The sequence below is a fragment of the Pedobacter frigidisoli genome, from assembly GCF_004331675.1.
GTDB lineage: Bacteria > Bacteroidota > Bacteroidia > Sphingobacteriales > Sphingobacteriaceae > Pedobacter > Pedobacter frigidisoli.
The window spans coordinates 370,436-389,114 of the sequence record NZ_SJSN01000001.1 but is presented as its reverse complement, the minus strand read 5'-3'; the positions used below and the strand labels follow the sequence as shown (position 1 = coordinate 389,114).

Sequence of the window (18,679 nt, the reverse complement as noted above, 5' to 3'; positions counted from 1 at the left end):
AAAGCCGCTACAATAAAAAATTGTAGCGGCTCTCTGAAAGAATTTTATTATTTACTAGTTAATCTTCGTGTAGTAAATGTTTAGCTTTATTTTATTTGCTGTAGCTGTACCAGCACCAATAATAGCTCGTTCTGCCGTAGTAGCAGACGGTGTTTTTTGATAGAGGTTATATGCCGTTGGTGCAATAAAAGTTCCGTAATCGGTTATTTTTTTATCAACTAAGGTTTGAACATAATTTGTTACAATGAATACATATCTATTCTTGATAGAATCGAAATATCCTCCAAATGCAGCATCAGTTACCGTTCCTCCTGAGAATATGGTATAATCTGATATATCTGCAGGTTGTTCGGCTATATCCCATCGATACAGTGAAAGTCTTTGAGATGAAAGGAATGGATATGTAGAAATAGGAGTTCCTGCATCAACCACCAATTCGGCCCTGTTGATTACAGATTTGCCATAAGTGCTTACGAAATTAACCAACTGCGGGAAGCTGATCTTAGTTTTTACACCAGCTAAACCTTGTAAATAGGTAACTTGATAGCTTGCTGATGGAGTTGCAATTTGAGTTGCAACTGGTGTGCCTGTGTAATCGTGTTTAATATTTGCTGCAATTCCAGAGATAGCACTGCTCGTTGTACTCGAAGCCAAGGCACCTAGAGGAAATTTTACAGAAACCGTATCAACTCCACTTGTTGTAGTGCTGGTTTTCTTATAAACCAATTGTAGGTAAGAATCTGTTCCAGTAAACTTTATAAATGCAACACCACCAACACCTGTTGATGAAGTTTTATTTACCTCGGCGTAAAGGCCCTTAAAAATATCGCTAAACTTAGCGTTTGTAGTAAAATTGGTTGCAGGAAGATTAACAATTGAGTTTTGAATAATAGTCCTATTAAGGGGAATTCTAATCTGTGCTGGATTTGTTAATAATGTATCTGCCTTTCCAACCACAATATCATAAACCTTGTTCTTTGTGTTTGGTGCAATTTTTCCATTAAAGTTGCCCAACAAAGCTGTGTTGTGCGGTTGAACGGTAGAACTTGTGTAGTCCGAAATTTTGTTGGTTAATTGGTAAACATCAATACTGTATTTAGAATTAGTGGTATCGCCATAAAATTTTGTTTGTATTGCCGCATCGTCTAATTGTAAAACCAAAATTGCAGAATCCAATACTGGAGAAGTTCCAAAATCTTGGGTAAAGGATGATGGTGGAAATAAGGTCATTGCCAAATTAGATTCGGTTTTACCAAATACAGGATCTATCATGTAACCTAGTGGGTAGCGAACAAGGCCAGCAGTACCAACAGCTGGTTCTTTCACAATTTGGGTAGTAACATCAGAAACAACCAATGTTCCTGTAATGGCCGTACTTGGATCAACATCTAACCCAACACCATCTGGGTTTTTACACGATGCAAAAAGAAAAAGACTTATCAACAGGGTTAATAAGTCTTGTTTTGTAAATTTCATATTTAAAAATAATAATACCTAATTAAGCAAGAGAAACCAATTCGTCATTTGAAATTTCTTCATAAAAATTATAGAAGTTTTCAAAATTCTCGGTTAAGTTAAAAGCTAATGTTGGCTTATTGGAATCTTTAACAAATTTTAACACATCTTTGTTCAGGTTTTCATCTGCTAAAACAACTGCATCAGAGTGAGTTACAGCGCCAATGTGCATGCTGTTGCAATCTGATGCTAAGAAAGCTTTAGTGTCATCTTCCGTCATATTTGCCATCACTGCTTTTTTAGAGAAATTAGCATTTAATTTTTCCTCAAAGCAATCCTCATAAATAGAATACACTACTTTAGAATTCTTAAAAGTAGGGTCATTTTTATAGGTTGTTTTAATGTAAGCAGGAACTAAAGCGCTCATCCAACCATGACAGTGAACGATATCTGGAGCCCAGCCTAATTTTTTTACGGTTTCTAATGCGCCCTTGCAAAAGAAAATTGTACGTTCATCGTTATCATCAAAGAATTTTCCGCTAGCATCTGTAAATACTTGTTTGCGTTGGAAATACTCTTCGTTGTCTAAGAAATAAACCTGCATGCGTGCAGCTGGGATGGATGCTACTTTAATAATTAAGGGGTTATCGTTGTCATCAATAATGATGTTCATTCCCGATAAGCGTATTACTTCGTGTAAACGATTTCTTCTTTCGTTGATATTACCGAACTTTGGCATCAAGATGCGGATTTCGAATCCTTTTTCTTGCATCGCCTGTGGTAATTGACGTGTGATTTCAGAAATTTTAGTAAGCTCGAGGAAAGGCGACATCTCGTGTGTAACAATCAGCAGCTTCGTTTTTGCCATCTCCATATTCTAAGAAAATATTAAGTTAAATAAAAGATAATGAGCTGCAAAGGTAAGCATAATAATACTATTTATCAATATAGCAAGCATTTGTTTGGTTTCGTTTAGATTATTTTACACCTTTACCGCCCTAATTTAGATTGTCCACTTTGGAAATATTTAAAACCAAATCAGCGCTTAAGGCTTTCTTAAAACCTTTAAAAGCATCGGGTAAAAAAATTGCTCTTGTACCTACAATGGGTGCTTTGCACAACGGCCATATTTCGCTTATCGATCTTGCCAAAGAAAATGCCGATCTTATTATATGTAGCATTTTTGTAAACCCGACCCAATTTACCGATCCTAAAGATTTAGAGAAATATCCACGCCCAATAGCACACGATTTAGCCATGCTCGAAGCTGCCGGTTGCAATGGTGTTTTTATGCCAGATGTAATTGAAATGTATCCTAAAGGCGCTGATGAAAGTTGGCACATCGATTTGGGTAATGCTGAATTCTTATTGGAGGGCGCTTTTAGAAAAGGTCATTATCAGGGTGTAACCCAAATTGTAAAAAAACTTTTCGATGCCGTTGAGCCTGATGTTGCCATGTTTGGACAAAAGGATTTTCAGCAGGTGCTGATGATCAAAAATATGTTGACTCATTTTAATCTGCCTATTACGATTATTACCTGTCCAATTATCCGAGAAGATGATGGCCTTGCCATGAGTAGTCGCAACATTCATTTATCTGCCGATGATCGTAAACACTCTTTGGTCTTAAGTCAATCACTTCAGTTTGTTATAGATCATTTTGAAGAACTTTCGCTTATAGAACTCGAAGATAAAGCCAAATCATTTTATAAAAATATTGATGGTGTAGAGCTTGATTATTTCACCATTGCCAATGGGGATACATTGGAGCCCGCAAAATCAAAAGAAGAAAATAATTTGGTTGCGCTAGTTGCCGCCAAGGTTGGCTCAACTCGTTTGATAGATAATATGATTATTAAATGATGGAAGATGTGTAATGTGAGATGGCCGATGTGTCAACTTAACATCATACATCTTCCATCGTCCATTTTACATTTTTTTCATCCAATCCTTTATTACTAACTTTGCAGAATGGTTATCACAATATTAAAATCGAAAATACACCGTGTTAAGGTAACACAAGCCGAACTTAACTATGTTGGTAGTATTACGATAGATGAAGATTTGATGGATGCAGCTAACATTATCGCGAATGAAAAGGTGCAAATTGTAAATAATAATAACGGTGCCCGCTTCGAAACTTATGTAATTAAAGGCGAACGCGGTACAGGAACCATCTGCTTAAATGGTGCAACAGCTCGTTTGGCGCAGTTAGGCGATATCTTAATTATCATGTCTTATGGTGCACTTCCAATTGAAGATGCCAAAAAATACAATCCAATTCTTGTTTTCCCTGATGATAATAACCACTTGCTAAAATAACTTTGTGACATTCGACCTCAAAACAGCGTTAAAGTACATCATCCTGTTTTTAATAGGAATAGGCGTTTTATACCTAGCGTTTCGAGGTCAGGATTTAGAAAAAATTTGGTTGGAGATTAAATCTGCCAACTATTTTTGGGTTTTTATATCGGCGCTTGCCGTTTGGATTGCCCATGTCTTACGAGCATTAAGGTGGCAAATGCTCTATAAGTCCATACATTACAAAGTAAGTTTTTGGAATGCTTATCATGCTGTAATGATCGGCTATTTAGCCAATTTAGCCTTACCTCGTTTTGGGGAAATTGGCCGGTGCTCAGTTATCCACAAAGCCGAAAAAGTGCCAATGTTTGCTGCAATTGGAACCGTAATCACCGAACGCTTATTTGATGTGCTTGTGCTTTTCCTCACGGCATTGGCCATGTTAATCTTCCAGTATGAAATCGTATCCGATTTTCTTCATGGAACAATTTATCTCAGTATTACTAAAAAGTTAAGTACAATAAATTACTTCTGGCTAATTGGAATTGTCATTATAACAATCATACTTGTTGTCGCAGCAATCTATTTCCTCCGTCAAAAATTCAGCAAAAAATTCCTTAGAATCTTTGTCAGTTTACGCCAGGGTTTTGGTTCTTACAGCAAGTTGAAGCAAAAAGGTTTGTTTCTCACTTACACACTTGGAATTTGGATATTTTATTCGCTATCAATGTATTTTGCATTTTCATCTATCCAGGCAACTTCTGGCCTACATTTCAATGCCGCATTTACTGCAATTGTATTTTCGGGCTTTGCCATGGCCGCTCCGGTTCAAGGTGGTATTGGCGTTTTCCATTGGATGGTTGCACAGTCTCTGGTACTGTATTCCATTGCCTTTAAAGATGGATTGGCTTATGCAACCATCATTCATTCATCACAGGTTTTGCTGATTTTGATTCTTGGAAGTTTGAGTTTGTTCATCATCTTAACAAAGAAAAATATTAAATAATTTTTTTGGGCGTTTTTACACGCTATCCGCTGTATCTTTTTGGCAGAAAAAGCCAAAATGGATGCCGCTTCTATCGTTAACGCAAAAACCCATAGCAGGAAAAAGCAAAATAAATTACTATGCAGCCATAGTAATTCTGATTTGAAATGCTACATTTGATTAACTAACCTTTTATACCTAATGTTATGCATTTTGAATTAAGTGAAGAACAATTAATGATTCAGCAGGCGGCTCGCGATTTTGCCAATCAAGAATTAAAGCCTGGCGTAATCGAAAGAGATGAACATCAAAAATTTCCTGCCGAACAAGTTAAAAAACTTGGCGAACTTGGTTTCTTAGGGATGATGGTCAGCGAAAAATATAACGGAAGCGGACTGGATGCAATTTCTTACGTCTTGGTAATGGAAGAGCTTTCTAAAATCGACGCTTCTGCATCAGTTGTGGTTTCTGTAAACAATTCTTTGGTTTGTTATGGCTTAGAAGCTTATGCTAGCGAAGAACAAAAGGAAAAATATTTAAAGCCGCTTGCCGCAGGAGAAAAAATTGGTGCATTCTGTCTATCAGAGCCAGAAGCTGGATCTGATGCTACTTCACAAAGAACAACTGCAGAAGATAAAGGCGATTACTATTTATTAAATGGAACCAAAAATTGGATTACCAACGGAAGTTCTGCATCCACCTATTTAGTAATTGCGCAAACACATCCAGAATTAAGGCATAAGGGAATTAACGCTTTTATCGTAGAAAGAGGGATGGAAGGTTTTACCATCGGTCCTAAAGAAAATAAAATGGGGATTCGTGGTTCTGATACGCATTCTTTAATGTTTAATGATGTTAAAGTGCCTAAAGAAAATCGGATTGGTGAAGATGGTTTTGGGTTTAAGTTCGCCATGAAAACCCTTGAAGGTGGCAGAATCGGTATTGCAGCGCAGGCTCTAGGAATCGCCCAAGGTGCGTTTGAATTGGCTACCAGTTATGCCAAAGAGCGTAAATCTTTCGGAAAGCCAATTGCAGAACATCAGGCAATTGCATTCAAACTAGCAGATATGGCTACACAGATTGAAGCCGCAAGGTTATTGGTTTATAAGGCTGCATGGTTAAAAGATCAAGGCTTGCCATATACTCAGGCGGGCTCAATGGCAAAATTATTTGCCTCAAAAGTGGCAATGGATGTTACGATCGAAGCGGTTCAAGTTCATGGTGGCTACGGCTTTGTAAAAGAATATCATGTAGAACGCCTCATGCGTGATGCGAAAATTACACAGATATATGAAGGTACTTCCGAGATACAGAAAATGGTGATATCGAGAGAAGTTATAAGATAAATTAAATGATGGAAGATGTAAAATGGATAATGGAATTTGATTACCCATATTCCATCTGACATCTTCCATCTTAACTATTCTTTCTCTCCCGCAACTGCGCCGAAAATCGCTTTTATCAAAGCTACAATAATGGCCAAGAAAGCAGCAGCTAAGAAACCTGAGGTATTGAAAGAGGTCATCATACTATCTACCAAAAGGATCATCAAAACTGTGATAATAAAGGATACCAAACCCAAGGTTAGGAAGTTAATTGGGAAAGTAAGTAATCTTAAGATAAATCCAATTGTCGCATTTGCCAGTGCAATTAAAATGGCTGCAATAAGTGCACTTGTGTAACCGGTTACCTCAACGCCAGGTACTAGTTTCGCCCCTATAAAAAAGGCCAATCCCATCAAAAGGATCTCAATAATTAATCTCATAATGTTTAATTTTGTGAATGTTTAAAAGCTTATTTAAATTTTCGGCAATTGTTGCTGTGGCAACTTTTGTCATTTCTTGCTCAGGTACAAACAAAAAACCGATCATTAAGTTTTCTAGGGATAGTACAACAATAATAATTAAAAATATAGATAAGGCAAGTTTACTTCAGCTAAAAAATGCTTATGCTATAAATGCCGATTCAATTGATCTCATATCCGTTTTAGTTAAGCCAGGCGAGTTAGATCGTTTGCAAGATGAAATTGAAGTTATTGGAAAGGTTAACTTACTTGGCGATTCACTTGTTTTTAAGCCAGATTTACCCTTTAAAAAAAATAAAAATTATCTGGTAGAAAGTTTTATCGGCGTTCAATTTGCAAACGCTGGAAAATTACTCTCAGGTAGCATTAAACAGAACTTACAACCACAAAAACAAATACTTACGCGGTAGTAATCAGCATAATAATTAAGATAAGTATTTGATTTTTTAGAAAAATTTAGTACATTTGCATCGTAATCGAAGAAAAGAGAAGGGGGCAATGTCCCCTTTTTCTATGAAATCAGGTTAAAATATGCAGGTAGAAAAGAGAGTTGCAGACCTCGTAGAGGAAAAAATTGCAGATCGACCAGAACTGTTTTTGGTTGAAGTGAAAATGTTGCCAAACAATAAATTAATTATTCATGTTGATGGCGATGAAGGTATTAGCATACAGGATTGTGTGGCAATTAGCAGGCATGTAGGTTTTCATCTAGAAGAAGAAAATACAATTGAGCAAGCTTATAACTTAGAAGTTTCCTCGCCAGGTGTTGGTGAGCCTTTAAAACTTCTTCGCCAATACAATAAAAATATTGGGCGTACAATAAGCATAAAGCTTGTTGGCGGACAAAAGAAAGAAGGTAAGCTTTTAGAGGTTACCGAAAACAAATTGCTGATTGAGGAATCGGTTAAGGAAAAAGGAAAAAAAGCGACTACTGTGCAAACAGAAGTAGCATTTAATGATATATTAGAAACAAGTGTATTAATAAGTTTTAAGTAATACGATTGATGAGCAAAACGAGATTATCTTGTAATCCTATTAATCTATTTAATCATGGTAAAAAATGAGTACTACAACAATTAATTTGATCGACTCTTTTCAGGAGTTCAAGGATTTTAAAAATATAGATCGCCCAACGGTGATCAGTGTGTTGGAAGAAGTTTTTCGTAGCATGTTGCGTAAAAAATACGGAACAGACGAAAACTGTGATGTGATTGTGAATCCTGACAACGGGGATTTGGAGATCTGGAGAACTAGAAAAGTAATGGAAGATGGGTTTTCTGAAGATGATGATTTAGAAATCGAACTTGCAGAAGTGTCTAAATTAGATAGCACCTTAGAAGTTGGTGATGATTACATCGAACAAATTACCTTAGAAAGTTTCGGTCGTAGAGCAATCTTAGCTGCTCGCCAAACCTTGGTTTCTAAAGTATTGGAATTAGAGAAGGACGAAATCTTCAAAAAATATAAAGATAGAGTAGGTGAAGTGGTAACAGGCGAGGTTTACCAAGTTTGGAAAAAAGAAACCTTAGTTTTAGATGATGAAGGTAACGAACTTTTGATGCCTAAAACTGAACAAATTCCTGCAGATTATTTCAAAAAGGGCGATTCTGTGAGAGCAGTAATCTCTAAGGTTGAAATGATCAACGCAAATCCAAAAATTATTATTTCAAGAACGGCACCAGATTTCTTACAACGTTTGTTTGAACAAGAGGTTCCAGAAATTTTTGATGGATTAATAACCATTAAAAATATCGTTCGCGAACCTGGAGAACGTGCTAAAGTTGCCGTAGAATCTTATGATGACCGTATTGATCCAGTAGGAGCATGTGTGGGTATGAAAGGTTCTCGTATTCATGGTATCGTTCGCGAATTGAAGAACGAAAATATTGATGTGATTAACTTCACAAATAATACTTCATTATACATTACTCGTGCTTTAAGCCCGGCAAAAATTACTTCTATTAAATTAGATGATGAAACAAAACATGCATCGGTTTACTTAAAGCCAGATCAAGTTTCATTGGCGATTGGCCGTGGCGGACATAACATTAAATTGGCTGGTAAATTAACTGGTTACGAAATTGATGTGTACCGCGAAGCAGGTGAAGAAACAGATGAAGATGTGGATCTAGAAGAATTCTCAGATGAGATTGATAGCTGGATTATCGACGAATTAAAGGCTATCGGTTGCGATACTGCTAAGAGTGTATTAGCACTTACAGTAGAAGATTTGGTAAAACGCACCGACCTTGAAGAAGAAACCATTAAAGAAGTGGTTCAAATTTTGAAGTCAGAATTTGAATAAGTGGTGTAATTGCCAAATAAACACTACTTTTGTATTAAATAAAAACAATAACAGGAGCTAAATGTCAGACGACAAACCAATCATTTTAATTAAAGCTATTAAAGAACTTAATATAGGCATGGGTACGGCCGTTGAGTTTTTAAACAAAAAGGGATTCTCTGCCGAGAAGAGCCCTATGTTTAAACTTACGGGAGACATGTATAATGCCTTGTTAAAAGAGTATCAGGGAGATAAGATCGTAAGAGAAGAAGCCAAACAAATAGTGATTGGTAAAATACGTCGTGACGAGCCTGAAACTGATAAGCCAGTAGAAGCGCCAAAGAAGAATACCGATTTTGAGAAAAGCGATGAGATTCTGATCAAGAATGCTCAATCTTTTGCTCCACCGGCAGAGAAACCAAAGGTTGTTGAAACACCTAAGGTAGAAACTCCAGCTCCAGCGGCAGCAGAGCCAGTTGCGGTAACTAAGGCAGAAGATAAAGCTGAAGACAGCGGACGCCCAGGTGTTAAAATTGTAGGAAAGATTGATTTAAACGATCTCAACTCAAAAACTCGTCCCGTTAAAAAGGAAGATGCACCTGCTGCGCCACAAGCAACAGCTCCAGTTGTAAAAACTGAAGAGCCAGCGAAACCGGTTGAACAGCCAAAAGCTGAAGTAAAACCTGTTGAAGTTAAAAAAGAAGAAACTCCGGCAACTACAGCTCCAGTGGCGAAAGTCCCAGAGCCTGTTAAACCCGTTGAGCAACCAAAGGCAGAAGAAAAACCAGCTGATGTTAAACCTGCAGAGGTGAAACCGGTTAGTAATGAGCCTGAAGTTATGAAAGCACGTACCGTTAAATTAACTGGGCCAAACATTATTGGTAAAATTGTTTTACCAATAACGCCAGATAGAAGAAACGGTCCTGTGGCATCATCTAGTGATAGTGAGGCTGCTAAACGTAAGCGTAAACGTAAAAAAACTCCAGGAGCACCAGGTCAACCTGGCCAACATGGTGGCCAAGGTCAACAAGGACAAAATCCTGCAACACCTGGTCAACCAGGTGCATCGGGAACTCCTCGTACACCTTATCAAGGTAACAGACCAGCCGGTGGTACACCATACCAAGGCAATAGGCCTGCTGGTGGCGGTGGAACTCCTTATCAAGGAAATAGAAATAACAATACAAACCGCCCTGGCGGTGGTTTCCAAAATAGAAATGCTACACCAAGCGGACCTAAAGAAGAACCTACAGAGAAAGAAATTCAAGATCAAATTAAGGCAACACTTGCTCGTTTAAGTGGAGCTGGTAAATCTGGTAAATTTGCTCAACGTGCTAAATTACGTCGTCAAAAACGTGATGATGTTGCGTACAATGCAGAAGAGGCAGCTAATGAGCTTGAATCTCAATCTAAAATATTAAAGGTAACAGAATTTGTTACGGCTAACGAGTTGGCGAGCATGATGGATGTACCAGTTACCAAAATTATTGGTACTTGTATGAGTCTTGGTATGTTCGTTTCAATCAATCAGCGTTTAGATGCTGAAACGTTGACAATCGTTGCTGATGAATTCGGTTACGAAATTCAATTCGTTAAACCTGATGAAGATGAGGAAAACGTAATTGAGGAAGAAGATGCAGTTGAAAACTTAATCGAAAGAGCTCCGGTTGTTACGATTATGGGTCACGTCGATCACGGTAAAACCTCATTGCTGGATTATATCCGTAAAGCGAATGTGGTAGCTGGCGAGGCGGGTGGTATTACCCAGCACATTGGTGCTTACATGGTAACTACGCCAACAGGGAAAAAAGTAACATTCTTAGACACTCCTGGTCACGAAGCGTTTACAGCGATGCGTGCTCGTGGTGCTAAGGCTGCAGATATTGCAATTATTGTAATTGCTGCTGATGATGCGGTGATGCCTCAAACAAAAGAGGCCATTAACCACGCACAAGCGGCAGGCGTACCATTGGTATTTGCCTTTACAAAAATTGATAAGCCAGGTGCAAATTCAGATAAGGTGCGTGAGCAATTATCAGTAATGAATATCTTGGTAGAGGATTGGGGTGGTAAATTCCAATCACAAGAAATATCAAGTAAAAGCGGTTTAAATGTAGATTTACTTTTAGATAAAGTATTATTAGAGGCAGAATTATTAGAACTTAAGGCAAATCCGAATAAGAGAGCTACAGGAACTGTAATTGAGTCGGCATTAGATAAAGGTCGTGGTATTGTAACTACAGTATTGGTTCAAGCTGGTACGCTAAGAGTTGGAGATCCAATTTTAGCAGGTAGTTATAGCGGTCGTGTTAAAGCGTTAACCAATGAACGTGGTGCTAAGGTAGAGTTTGCAGGTCCATCACAACCGGTACAGGTTTTGGGTATGCAAGGCGCACCTACAGCAGGTGATCGTTTCAATGCATTAGAAAGTGAAACTGAAGCTCGTGATATTGCAAACAAACGGATGCAGTTACAACGTGAGCAAGGTTTACGTACACAGAAACACATTACCCTGGATGAGATTGGCCGTCGTTTAGCGATTGGTAACTTTAAGGAGCTTAACATCATTGTTAAAGGTGATGTGGATGGTTCGATTGAAGCATTGGCCGATTCGTTATTGAAACTATCGACTGAGCAAATTCAAATCAACATCATTAGTAAAGGTGTGGGTCAGATTTCAGAGTCTGATGTATTGTTAGCTTCGGCTTCTGATGCGATTATTATTGGTTTCCAAGTTCGTCCATCAACTGGTGCACGTAAATTGGCAGAGCAAGAGCAAATCGACATCCGTTTATATTCTATCATTTACGATGCGATCAACGAGATCAAATCAGCAATGGAAGGTATGTTGGATCCAGAATTTGAAGAGAAAATTGTGGCTAACGTAGAGATTCGTGAGACTTTCAAAATTACTAAAGTGGGTACCATTGCAGGTTGTATGGTATTAGATGGTAAAATCACACGTAAGAGCCAGATCCGTATCGTTAGAGATGGTGTTGTTGTTTATACAGGTGAATTAGCATCATTAAAACGCTTTAAAGATGATGTTAAAGAGGTGCTAAAAGGTTATGAGTGTGGTTTAAACATTCAAAACTTTAACAACATCGAAGTTGGCGATATTGTAGAAGCTTACGAACAAGTAGAAGTAGCTAGAAAATTATAAGTTTCTAACTTCATTATAGAAATAAAAGTGGTCCCAAAAGGCCACTTTTTTTGTTCAATCAATTTTTGAATCTTAAAATTATCGGATAATAATGAGTTTATATCTTAAAATTATCGGATAATAATGAGTTAGTATCTTAAAATTATCGATATTTGTACATAGTAATTTATATATGGAAAGATCAGCAGCATTACAATCTTTAAAAGATCACTTGAATAAGCCTCAGCATACAATTGTTATAGGGCCAAGGCAGATTGGGAAAACTACAGTTGTTAAACAATTAGCAGAATATTTAAAGCAAAATAATGAATACGTTTATTTTCTAACTTTTGAGGATCCGGTTATTTTAGATGCCATAAATAATCATGCTGAAAATATATTTAATTATACGCTTTTACCAAACGATGTTCCAGAAAATAAGAGGCTATATCTCATTATTGATGAAGTTCAATACGCTAAAGATCCTAGTAATTTTTTAAAGTTATTATACGATAAGTATTCTCCGAAATTAAAAATTATCGCAACAGGAAGCAGTGCTTTCTATATTGATAAAAGTTTTAAGGATAGCTTAGCGGGTAGGAAAAAAGTATTCGAGTTTTTTCCATTGGCGTTTGATGAATTTCTACACTTCAAGGGGAAAGACAATTTAATACCAGAGTTGGAAGAAATGATCAAAAGAGCTGCTTATCAAGGATTACAAAATATTCAAATAAATGGCTTATTTGATGAATATTTAGTCTATGGCGGTTATCCTGCCGTTGTTTTAGCAGATACTGAAGAAGAAAAGCAAGACATGCTTAAGGAGCTCGTGAATAGTTATATGAAAAAGGATGCACTAGAAGCTGGAATTAAGGAGGAACTGAAATTTTTTCAATTGGTAAGGTTACTAGCAGACCAAACAGGCAATTTGGTCAACCACCATGAACTTGGTAACACGCTTAAAATGGCAAGTTCCACTGTAGAAAATTATATTTACTTAATGCAGAAAAGCTTTATCATAAAACTGATCTCACCATTTTATGGAAACATTAGAAAAGAATTGACTAAAATGCCGAAAGTCTTTTTCTTGGATAATGGTTTACGCAACTGTTTACTGAATAATTTTAGTAAGATTAATGAACGAGCAGATAAAGGAGAATTGCTAGAAAATTACATTTACAATCGCTTGCAGAATTTGCATGGTGGAGATAAATTGCATTTTTGGCGTACAGCCGATGGTAATGAAGTAGATTTTATTGTAGAGGAAAGATTGAATATTGGGAAAGCTTATGAAGTTAAATACAACGATGTTCAGTATAAGCCAAGTAAATACAAAAAGTTCTTAGAGGCTTATCCCACATTTACATTAAGCTGTATCAGTAAGGAAATTAGTAAAAGTGATAACATAGAGGCTATCAGGTTCTAAACTCGCTATAATTCCAAATTAGTTTTGACAACTTTAATATGCATCTAGCCTAAAAGTTGTCAAAGCTTTTTAAGTGACCTTATTTCTTTGTAAACCAAAAACACCCGCATCCGTAAAATTGCTTAGATAATAACTCATCACTCGGATCAATTATCAATCCGCCATCCATCTCGTTTTCAGGGATGAGCGAAAATTCTTTTAACACCAAATCAGAAAATAGTGATAACACTTGTTTTTTGGAATATATCCGATGTGCATTAAAGCATATTGTGTCGATTGCGCCGAGTGGCACAACAAACAGTAAGGTTCCGTCTGGTGCAAGAACCCTTTTCAATTCGTTGATTGCTTTTAAATCACCGTCATAATCTAAAGGATCTCCATATCTTCCTAATCCTACATGTTCAATAGTATGCATGCAAGATAAAGAGGTTACAGAATTTGATTCGAAAGGTAATTGCATCAAATCTCCGGCTAAGGATTTTAAATTACTTAACTCAATTTTGGCTGGCCGATAATCATAAAAATCAACAGGTAAAAAAGCTGATAGTGCAGCACAAAAATGCAAAGTAGATGAAATATCTACATGTTTTTTTGGCTTATTCTGAAGTAAAATTCTTATTGCCCAAGCCGGATGATAAACATAATGTCTGTCAAAACCAGTTTCTTCAGTATTATCATTTAAACATGGATAGAGATTTTTTTCATCGAGTGTAAAGCGTTTATGTGTAAGCTTTTCAAGGTTATTTAATTGCTCAAAATCAGCGTTAAATTTAATTAGATTTCCATCTTTCCTGGGAAATAATTTTTTTAATTTGTTAAGCATATTGACTTTTGATTTGTGCGAATATAATTGATTTCAATTTTATTTATGATAATGATTATTTGTTAAACAGCATTAGCAAGGGTAATATGTAACATTTATGGCTATTTTAATGTTAAATAAGATTATTCTATTTACTGGCTTTACTTTTTTACAGATATTCGCAATCTTATTTACCTAAATTTTAATGGACATAGATTCGAAAGAAACAAAATCGGCTCAAAAAAAAAACTTTGATTTTGTTGATGCCATTCGATGTATTTCAATGATTGGAATTGTGATTGAACACTGTGGAATAGTTCCAACTAATCGGTATTCAACTCAATTAGAATTAACTGTCGAAACCTGTATTATTCAATTGTTTAAGTTTAGTACAATAGCATTTTTCCTTATAGGTGGCTTTTTAATTAACCATAAATTTCAGGAATATACACCATTAGAGTATTTAAAAAATAGATTTAAGAAAACCATTAAACCTTGGCTATTTTGGATTATTGTTTTAATGCTCTTAATGACTTTAGATAGATATGTTGCTTTTATGAAAGGCAGTGATGGTGGATTAATGACATCGAATTTTCCTTTGTATCTCTATACAATTGCTAAGCAAATACTACTCTTAAGTCCATATTGGTTTATACTCAACTTCCTAATTTGTATTACTATTTTATTGATTTTTAAGAAGCAATTGTACAACCTATGGTTTGGATTGATACTAGCTTTGCTTTCATTATTCTATAGTGTAAACTTATATAATGGATGGCTTGAAACCACACACACTACAGCTCTATTTGGCTTTGTATTTTACTTGTGGTTGGGTGTTTATTTTAATCGTTTTTACGATCAGGTTATGCACATTATAAAATCAACTAAATGGGCTATTTTAATAATTTTGGTGTTAGCATCATTTGTGTTTGCTGTTGCAGAATCAAACCATTTAAATAAGATTGGGATTAGCGACGCATATAATACATTACGTTTTAGCAATATTATTTATTCGCTTGTCGTATTCGCTTTATTATTAAAGATTGGGAATTTAAGTTGGATTCGCAGAAATCTACATCCTAGGGAAACTACATTTGGAATCTATTTAATTCATGTAATTCTAATCGAAAGGTTTCTTCCATTAATTTTTCAACCACTAAAATTAAAAGTGCTCGAATTTAATGTATGGGAGAACACGGGTATATTACTCTTTAGGTTTTTAGTCGTCTATATTATTAGTTTCTATTTAACAAGGTTGCTTAGCAAAACCAAAGCAAAGTGGATGGTAGGTAACTAACTAAAAATTCCACGAAGACTTATTTTGGAAATTTTTCTAAACTGCTTAAAGTTAAAGTATGTCCACCTAAATAAATTTGAATCGAAGTACCAACTTAATGCTTTTTTGTTTGCCTTTTGAAGTTTGATTAATTCAATACATTTTTGAAATATGAATTTATGGAATTGTTCAACGTTAAATCGATGTGATTCATCGTTAGCTAACTTAATGGTTTTTAGAAGCTTGAAGTAATCAAAGTGATGTTTTAATTTTATGTTCGAGGTAAATAGCTCTAAATGAATATTTAGCAAATTTGCATCAGCTGACATTCCTAATGCTTTTTGCATGTTCCCCAAAATTTTCAGCTCACATTCAATCTGGCTATCCGATTTTTTTAAAGTGATATTATTCCCATGAATCCTATATTTTACCAAAAACTCATCAATATTGGCTACTTCATATTTCTCTGAAAACCTTATGAATAGGTCGAAATCTTCAGAAATTACATAATCGTGATAGCCATTAAGCTCGATAAAAACTTCAGTTCTAAACATCGAACTTGAGTTAATAAAAGGATTACAAAATAACATATACATATTTACATGTTGATTTGTGGGTACAATTATCTTTCTTTGCTGAATAACTCCATGCTCATCAATAATCTCGGCATGGCCTCCACATAATGCAATTTGTGGTTGCGTTGATAGAAAATTATATTGTTTTTCTAACCTTTCGGGAAGAGCAACATCATCAGCATCTAAGATTGCAATATACATTCCTCTTGCTAGGTTTAAAAGTCTGTTTCTTGTAAACTGTAAGCCTTTGTTTGTTTCATTTTTTACAAGTAGGATTCGGCTATCATTAAAGCCCTCAATAATAGATGCTGTCTCATCAGTAGAGCCATCATCTACAATTATGAATTCAAAATCTCTAAATGTTTGATTTAGAATACTCGTTATCGATTCTTCAATAAATGGAGCTGCATTATAAGCAGCCATAAAAACTGTTATTTTAGGCTCCATTATATTTTAATCCAATTTTTAGGGCATACCTCACGATCATCATAATTTGAGTCGTTAGTCCATGACTTTGGTGCAATAACGATTTTATTAGGATTCTTATTAAGCCAAGCTCCCCACCAACTAAAGCTACTATTGGCTATAATATTGTGCTTGCAAATACTCATGAGTTGCATATCTATATAACTTTCTTCATTTTTATTCCAAGAGATGTAATGCGCATTATTAATTTTCAAATGGCTTTTACACCATTCAATATCATTAGAAAAAACGAAAAATGTAGGGTTTGCTGTGGTTTCTTCTACCAAATTTACCGCTTTCTTATAATAGTCTAAGTCGCATATTCCACCCAATAAACTATGCCCTACATAGTCTCCTCTCCGCACATGTAAACTTACACTATTTGTGTTTTTTATAACCTCGCTTATACTTAAATTTTCATCCTTTAAGGGCTTTTTAAATGTAAATGCAGTCTTTATTTTATCACTAATGCCAATAAAATAATTTTCATTTTGCCAATAGCCACGGTACATGAAGTTTTTACTGTTATTGAGGATTTCTTGATCAAAAACAAATTCATTTTGTTCATCCAACATAGCATTTTTAGCACCAAAAATGCGTCTCAATTTCCTGTATTTCCATTTATTGTAAGATGGATCGAAAATTTTAACTAACAACATCGATGCTTTATTTACTTTTAAATCGAAGATCTTCTCAAGCTCAAAACCATTATGTAGGCCATAATTTTCAAAACTATTTACATCTACTTTTACATTTTTAAATTTATTAGACATGGATAAATAAAATGCATATTGAAACATTTGATTACCTAGTCCACCAAGTATTTTTACAATTTTCATTCAGAAAAATATTCAATAAAGTTAAATATACTTTTAAGCCTTAAATTAACAGAAAGCCAAAGATATCAACAACAGTACTAATAGCCACTTAATTTATTTAGAATAAAGGTTTAATTATTTCTTTAATTTGCGGAAACGTTGTATTCATACATCACGTTAAATAATATTATGACAAGGATAATTTTCGTTACCCAAAATTTAGGTAGAACAGGAGCTGAAATGCTATTATGGTATTCGCTTTCGAATTTAGATAAAAGCAAATTTGAATCTTACCTATTGTATAATGAAAAGGGTGCTTTAATTGATAGTTTACCCAGCCATGTAAAACATACAACCATATATAAAAAGAGGAAAGATAAGAAGACTAAAATATTTAGAGCGATGCTGAAAATCGCTAATATTAATCCACTCGAATATCAATTACAAAGATTACAGCAGAAAACAAATGCAGATTTTTGGTACTTCAATACAATTGTTAATCCTATATATTTCAAGATGGCGGCGAAGTTAGGCGTTAAAATCGTAACGCACTTTCATGAACTTCCAATGGCTTATAATTTGATTACCTACGATAACTTAGAACAAATAATGCTTCATTCTGATAGTTTTATTGGGTGTTCGGAAATTGTATGTCAGAAAATTAAAGATATGGGTGGTGCGAATGTTAAATTGCTATATGGGTTTGTAGATGGCGAAAAAATATTCTTTACAAAAACGGCCGAAGAAGTTAAAGCAGGTTTGGGGTTTAAAAAGAGTGACTTTGTTTGGGCTATTTCCGGATCGACAACTTTGATTAAGGGAATAGATTTTTTAATACCATTACTCGAACTGCTTGATGATGATGTGAAAATTCTTTGGGTAGGGGGAGCAGAGGAAAGAGGAACTTATTATTATGTTAAAAAAACAGTCGAAACTCAATTTCCAGGAAGAGTGATATTTACTGGAGCATTAGAGACAGAATATTATAATTACTTAAATAGTGGAGATGCATTTCTTTCATTGTCCAGAGAGGATTCTTTCCCGCTTGTTATGCTCGAAGCAGCTTCGCTCGGAAAGCCTATTGTTGGTTTTAATTCTGGTGGGATTAAAGAATTTGTTAAGAACGATACGGGTATTATTGTAGAACCTGGAAATTTTAATGGCTTGGCTAGTGCGATGAATGTTGTCAAGAATCAGCCCGAAAAATTTAATGTAGCTCGTATTAAGGAAGAGGCTGCTAAATATCAAGTTGAAAGACAGATTCCTGTTTTGGAATCCATTTTAGAAGAGATTAAGATAAATACAAAAGCGGAATAAAATAGACACCTTGATGTTTAGGTCCGCTT

At 35.4% G+C, this 18,679-nt stretch carries 17 protein-coding genes; 11 read left to right on the top strand and 6 right to left on the bottom strand.

The genetic code is table 11. The annotated features are described in order from the left end of the window. Positions 1-54: 54 nt before the first annotated feature. Both EZ449_RS01615 and EZ449_RS01610 read right to left on the bottom strand, forming a co-directional pair. Positions 55-1,476, bottom strand: a complete 1,422-nt coding sequence (locus EZ449_RS01615) for a DUF4270 domain-containing protein (RefSeq protein WP_131556203.1) — start codon at positions 1,474-1,476, stop codon at positions 55-57. Positions 1,477-1,498: 22 nt separating this feature from the next. Next, the gene (locus EZ449_RS01610; protein ID WP_225872195.1) at positions 1,499-2,323 is read right to left on the bottom strand and encodes a glycogen/starch synthase; all 825 of its coding nucleotides are present in this window, start codon (positions 2,321-2,323) and stop codon (positions 1,499-1,501) included. A gap of 149 nt (positions 2,324-2,472) precedes the next feature. On the opposite strand from EZ449_RS01610, the gene panC reads away from it, so the two are divergent. The 4 genes from panC (at position 2,473) to EZ449_RS01590 (ending at position 6,087) form a co-directional block, all read left to right on the top strand. Further along, positions 2,473-3,318, top strand: coding sequence for a pantoate--beta-alanine ligase (gene panC, locus EZ449_RS01605; protein ID WP_131556201.1), 846 nt, complete (start codon positions 2,473-2,475; stop codon positions 3,316-3,318). Positions 3,319-3,426: 108 nt separating this feature from the next. After that, complete coding sequence (gene panD, locus EZ449_RS01600; RefSeq protein WP_131556200.1) at positions 3,427-3,777, top strand: aspartate 1-decarboxylase; 351 nt, start codon at positions 3,427-3,429, stop codon at positions 3,775-3,777. A gap of 4 nt (positions 3,778-3,781) precedes the next feature. After that, positions 3,782-4,762: a lysylphosphatidylglycerol synthase transmembrane domain-containing protein gene (locus EZ449_RS01595; RefSeq protein ID WP_131556199.1), complete on the top strand. Its 981-nt coding sequence runs from the start codon at positions 3,782-3,784 to the stop codon at positions 4,760-4,762. Between the two features lie 185 nt (positions 4,763-4,947). Continuing rightward, positions 4,948-6,087 (top strand): acyl-CoA dehydrogenase, encoded by a 1,140-nt coding sequence (locus tag EZ449_RS01590; protein WP_131556198.1) that lies wholly within the window; start codon positions 4,948-4,950, stop codon positions 6,085-6,087. Between the two features lie 74 nt (positions 6,088-6,161). Here the strand turns inward: EZ449_RS01590 and EZ449_RS01585 are convergent, their stop codons facing one another. Continuing rightward, positions 6,162-6,506: a phage holin family protein gene (locus EZ449_RS01585; protein WP_131556197.1), complete on the bottom strand. Its 345-nt coding sequence runs from the start codon at positions 6,504-6,506 to the stop codon at positions 6,162-6,164. Between the two features lie 17 nt (positions 6,507-6,523). On the opposite strand from EZ449_RS01585, the gene EZ449_RS01580 reads away from it, so the two are divergent. The 5 genes from EZ449_RS01580 (at position 6,524) to EZ449_RS01560 (ending at position 13,397) form a co-directional block, all read left to right on the top strand. Further along, a complete protein-coding gene (locus EZ449_RS01580; RefSeq protein WP_131556196.1) occupies positions 6,524-6,955 on the top strand; it encodes a hypothetical protein in 432 nt (143 codons plus the stop codon). 121 nt (positions 6,956-7,076) lie between these two features. Next, a complete protein-coding gene (rimP, locus tag EZ449_RS01575; protein WP_131556195.1) occupies positions 7,077-7,541 on the top strand; it encodes a ribosome assembly cofactor RimP in 465 nt (154 codons plus the stop codon). Between the two features lie 64 nt (positions 7,542-7,605). Continuing rightward, positions 7,606-8,850: a transcription termination factor NusA gene (gene nusA, locus EZ449_RS01570; protein ID WP_131556194.1), complete on the top strand. Its 1,245-nt coding sequence runs from the start codon at positions 7,606-7,608 to the stop codon at positions 8,848-8,850. Between the two features lie 61 nt (positions 8,851-8,911). Beyond that, positions 8,912-11,992 (top strand): translation initiation factor IF-2, encoded by a 3,081-nt coding sequence (gene infB, locus EZ449_RS01565; protein WP_131556193.1) that lies wholly within the window; start codon positions 8,912-8,914, stop codon positions 11,990-11,992. 172 nt (positions 11,993-12,164) lie between these two features. Beyond that, entirely contained in the window at positions 12,165-13,397 is a 1,233-nt protein-coding gene (locus tag EZ449_RS01560; protein ID WP_131556192.1) for an ATP-binding protein, read from the top strand. A 79-nt stretch (positions 13,398-13,476) separates the two neighbouring features. Here the strand turns inward: EZ449_RS01560 and EZ449_RS01555 are convergent, their stop codons facing one another. Next, complete coding sequence (locus EZ449_RS01555; protein ID WP_131556191.1) at positions 13,477-14,220, bottom strand: DUF268 domain-containing protein; 744 nt, start codon at positions 14,218-14,220, stop codon at positions 13,477-13,479. A gap of 184 nt (positions 14,221-14,404) precedes the next feature. Between EZ449_RS01555 and EZ449_RS01550 the strand changes: the two genes are divergently transcribed. Further along, positions 14,405-15,496, top strand: coding sequence for an acyltransferase family protein (locus EZ449_RS01550; RefSeq protein ID WP_131556190.1), 1,092 nt, complete (start codon positions 14,405-14,407; stop codon positions 15,494-15,496). Here the strand turns inward: EZ449_RS01550 and EZ449_RS01545 are convergent. Both EZ449_RS01545 and EZ449_RS01540 read right to left on the bottom strand, forming a co-directional pair. Beyond that, entirely contained in the window at positions 15,493-16,497 is a 1,005-nt protein-coding gene (locus EZ449_RS01545; RefSeq protein ID WP_131556189.1) for a glycosyltransferase family 2 protein, read from the bottom strand. The two genes, EZ449_RS01550 and EZ449_RS01545, sit on opposite strands and share 4 nt — an antisense overlap. Further along, entirely contained in the window at positions 16,497-17,354 is an 858-nt protein-coding gene (locus EZ449_RS01540) for an alpha-1,2-fucosyltransferase (RefSeq protein WP_131556188.1), read from the bottom strand. The genes EZ449_RS01545 and EZ449_RS01540 overlap by 1 nt, the downstream gene beginning before the upstream one ends. A 276-nt stretch (positions 17,355-17,630) precedes the next feature. Here EZ449_RS01540 and EZ449_RS01535 point away from each other — a divergent pair, with 276 nt between their 5' ends. Beyond that, a complete protein-coding gene (locus EZ449_RS01535; RefSeq protein ID WP_165499667.1) occupies positions 17,631-18,650 on the top strand; it encodes a glycosyltransferase family 4 protein in 1,020 nt (339 codons plus the stop codon). Positions 18,651-18,679 lie beyond the last annotated feature (29 nt).

Coding starts and splice junctions, on each gene's coding strand:
- EZ449_RS01615 (WP_131556203.1), bottom strand. CDS start 1,476: ATGAAATTTACAAAACAAGACTTATTAACCCTGTTGATAAGTCTTTTT.
- EZ449_RS01610 (WP_225872195.1), bottom strand. CDS start 2,323: ATGGCAAAAACGAAGCTGCTGATTGTTACACACGAGATGTCGCCTTTC.
- panD (WP_131556200.1), top strand. CDS start 3,427: ATGGTTATCACAATATTAAAATCGAAAATACACCGTGTTAAGGTAACA.
- EZ449_RS01590 (WP_131556198.1), top strand. CDS start 4,948: ATGCATTTTGAATTAAGTGAAGAACAATTAATGATTCAGCAGGCGGCT.
- EZ449_RS01585 (WP_131556197.1), bottom strand. CDS start 6,506: ATGAGATTAATTATTGAGATCCTTTTGATGGGATTGGCCTTTTTTATA.
- EZ449_RS01580 (WP_131556196.1), top strand. CDS start 6,524: ATGTTTAAAAGCTTATTTAAATTTTCGGCAATTGTTGCTGTGGCAACT.
- rimP (WP_131556195.1), top strand. CDS start 7,077: ATGCAGGTAGAAAAGAGAGTTGCAGACCTCGTAGAGGAAAAAATTGCA.
- nusA (WP_131556194.1), top strand. CDS start 7,606: ATGAGTACTACAACAATTAATTTGATCGACTCTTTTCAGGAGTTCAAG.
- infB (WP_131556193.1), top strand. CDS start 8,912: ATGTCAGACGACAAACCAATCATTTTAATTAAAGCTATTAAAGAACTT.
- EZ449_RS01560 (WP_131556192.1), top strand. CDS start 12,165: ATGGAAAGATCAGCAGCATTACAATCTTTAAAAGATCACTTGAATAAG.
- EZ449_RS01555 (WP_131556191.1), bottom strand. CDS start 14,220: ATGCTTAACAAATTAAAAAAATTATTTCCCAGGAAAGATGGAAATCTA.
- EZ449_RS01550 (WP_131556190.1), top strand. CDS start 14,405: ATGGACATAGATTCGAAAGAAACAAAATCGGCTCAAAAAAAAAACTTT.
- EZ449_RS01545 (WP_131556189.1), bottom strand. CDS start 16,497: ATGGAGCCTAAAATAACAGTTTTTATGGCTGCTTATAATGCAGCTCCA.
- EZ449_RS01540 (WP_131556188.1), bottom strand. CDS start 17,354: ATGAAAATTGTAAAAATACTTGGTGGACTAGGTAATCAAATGTTTCAA.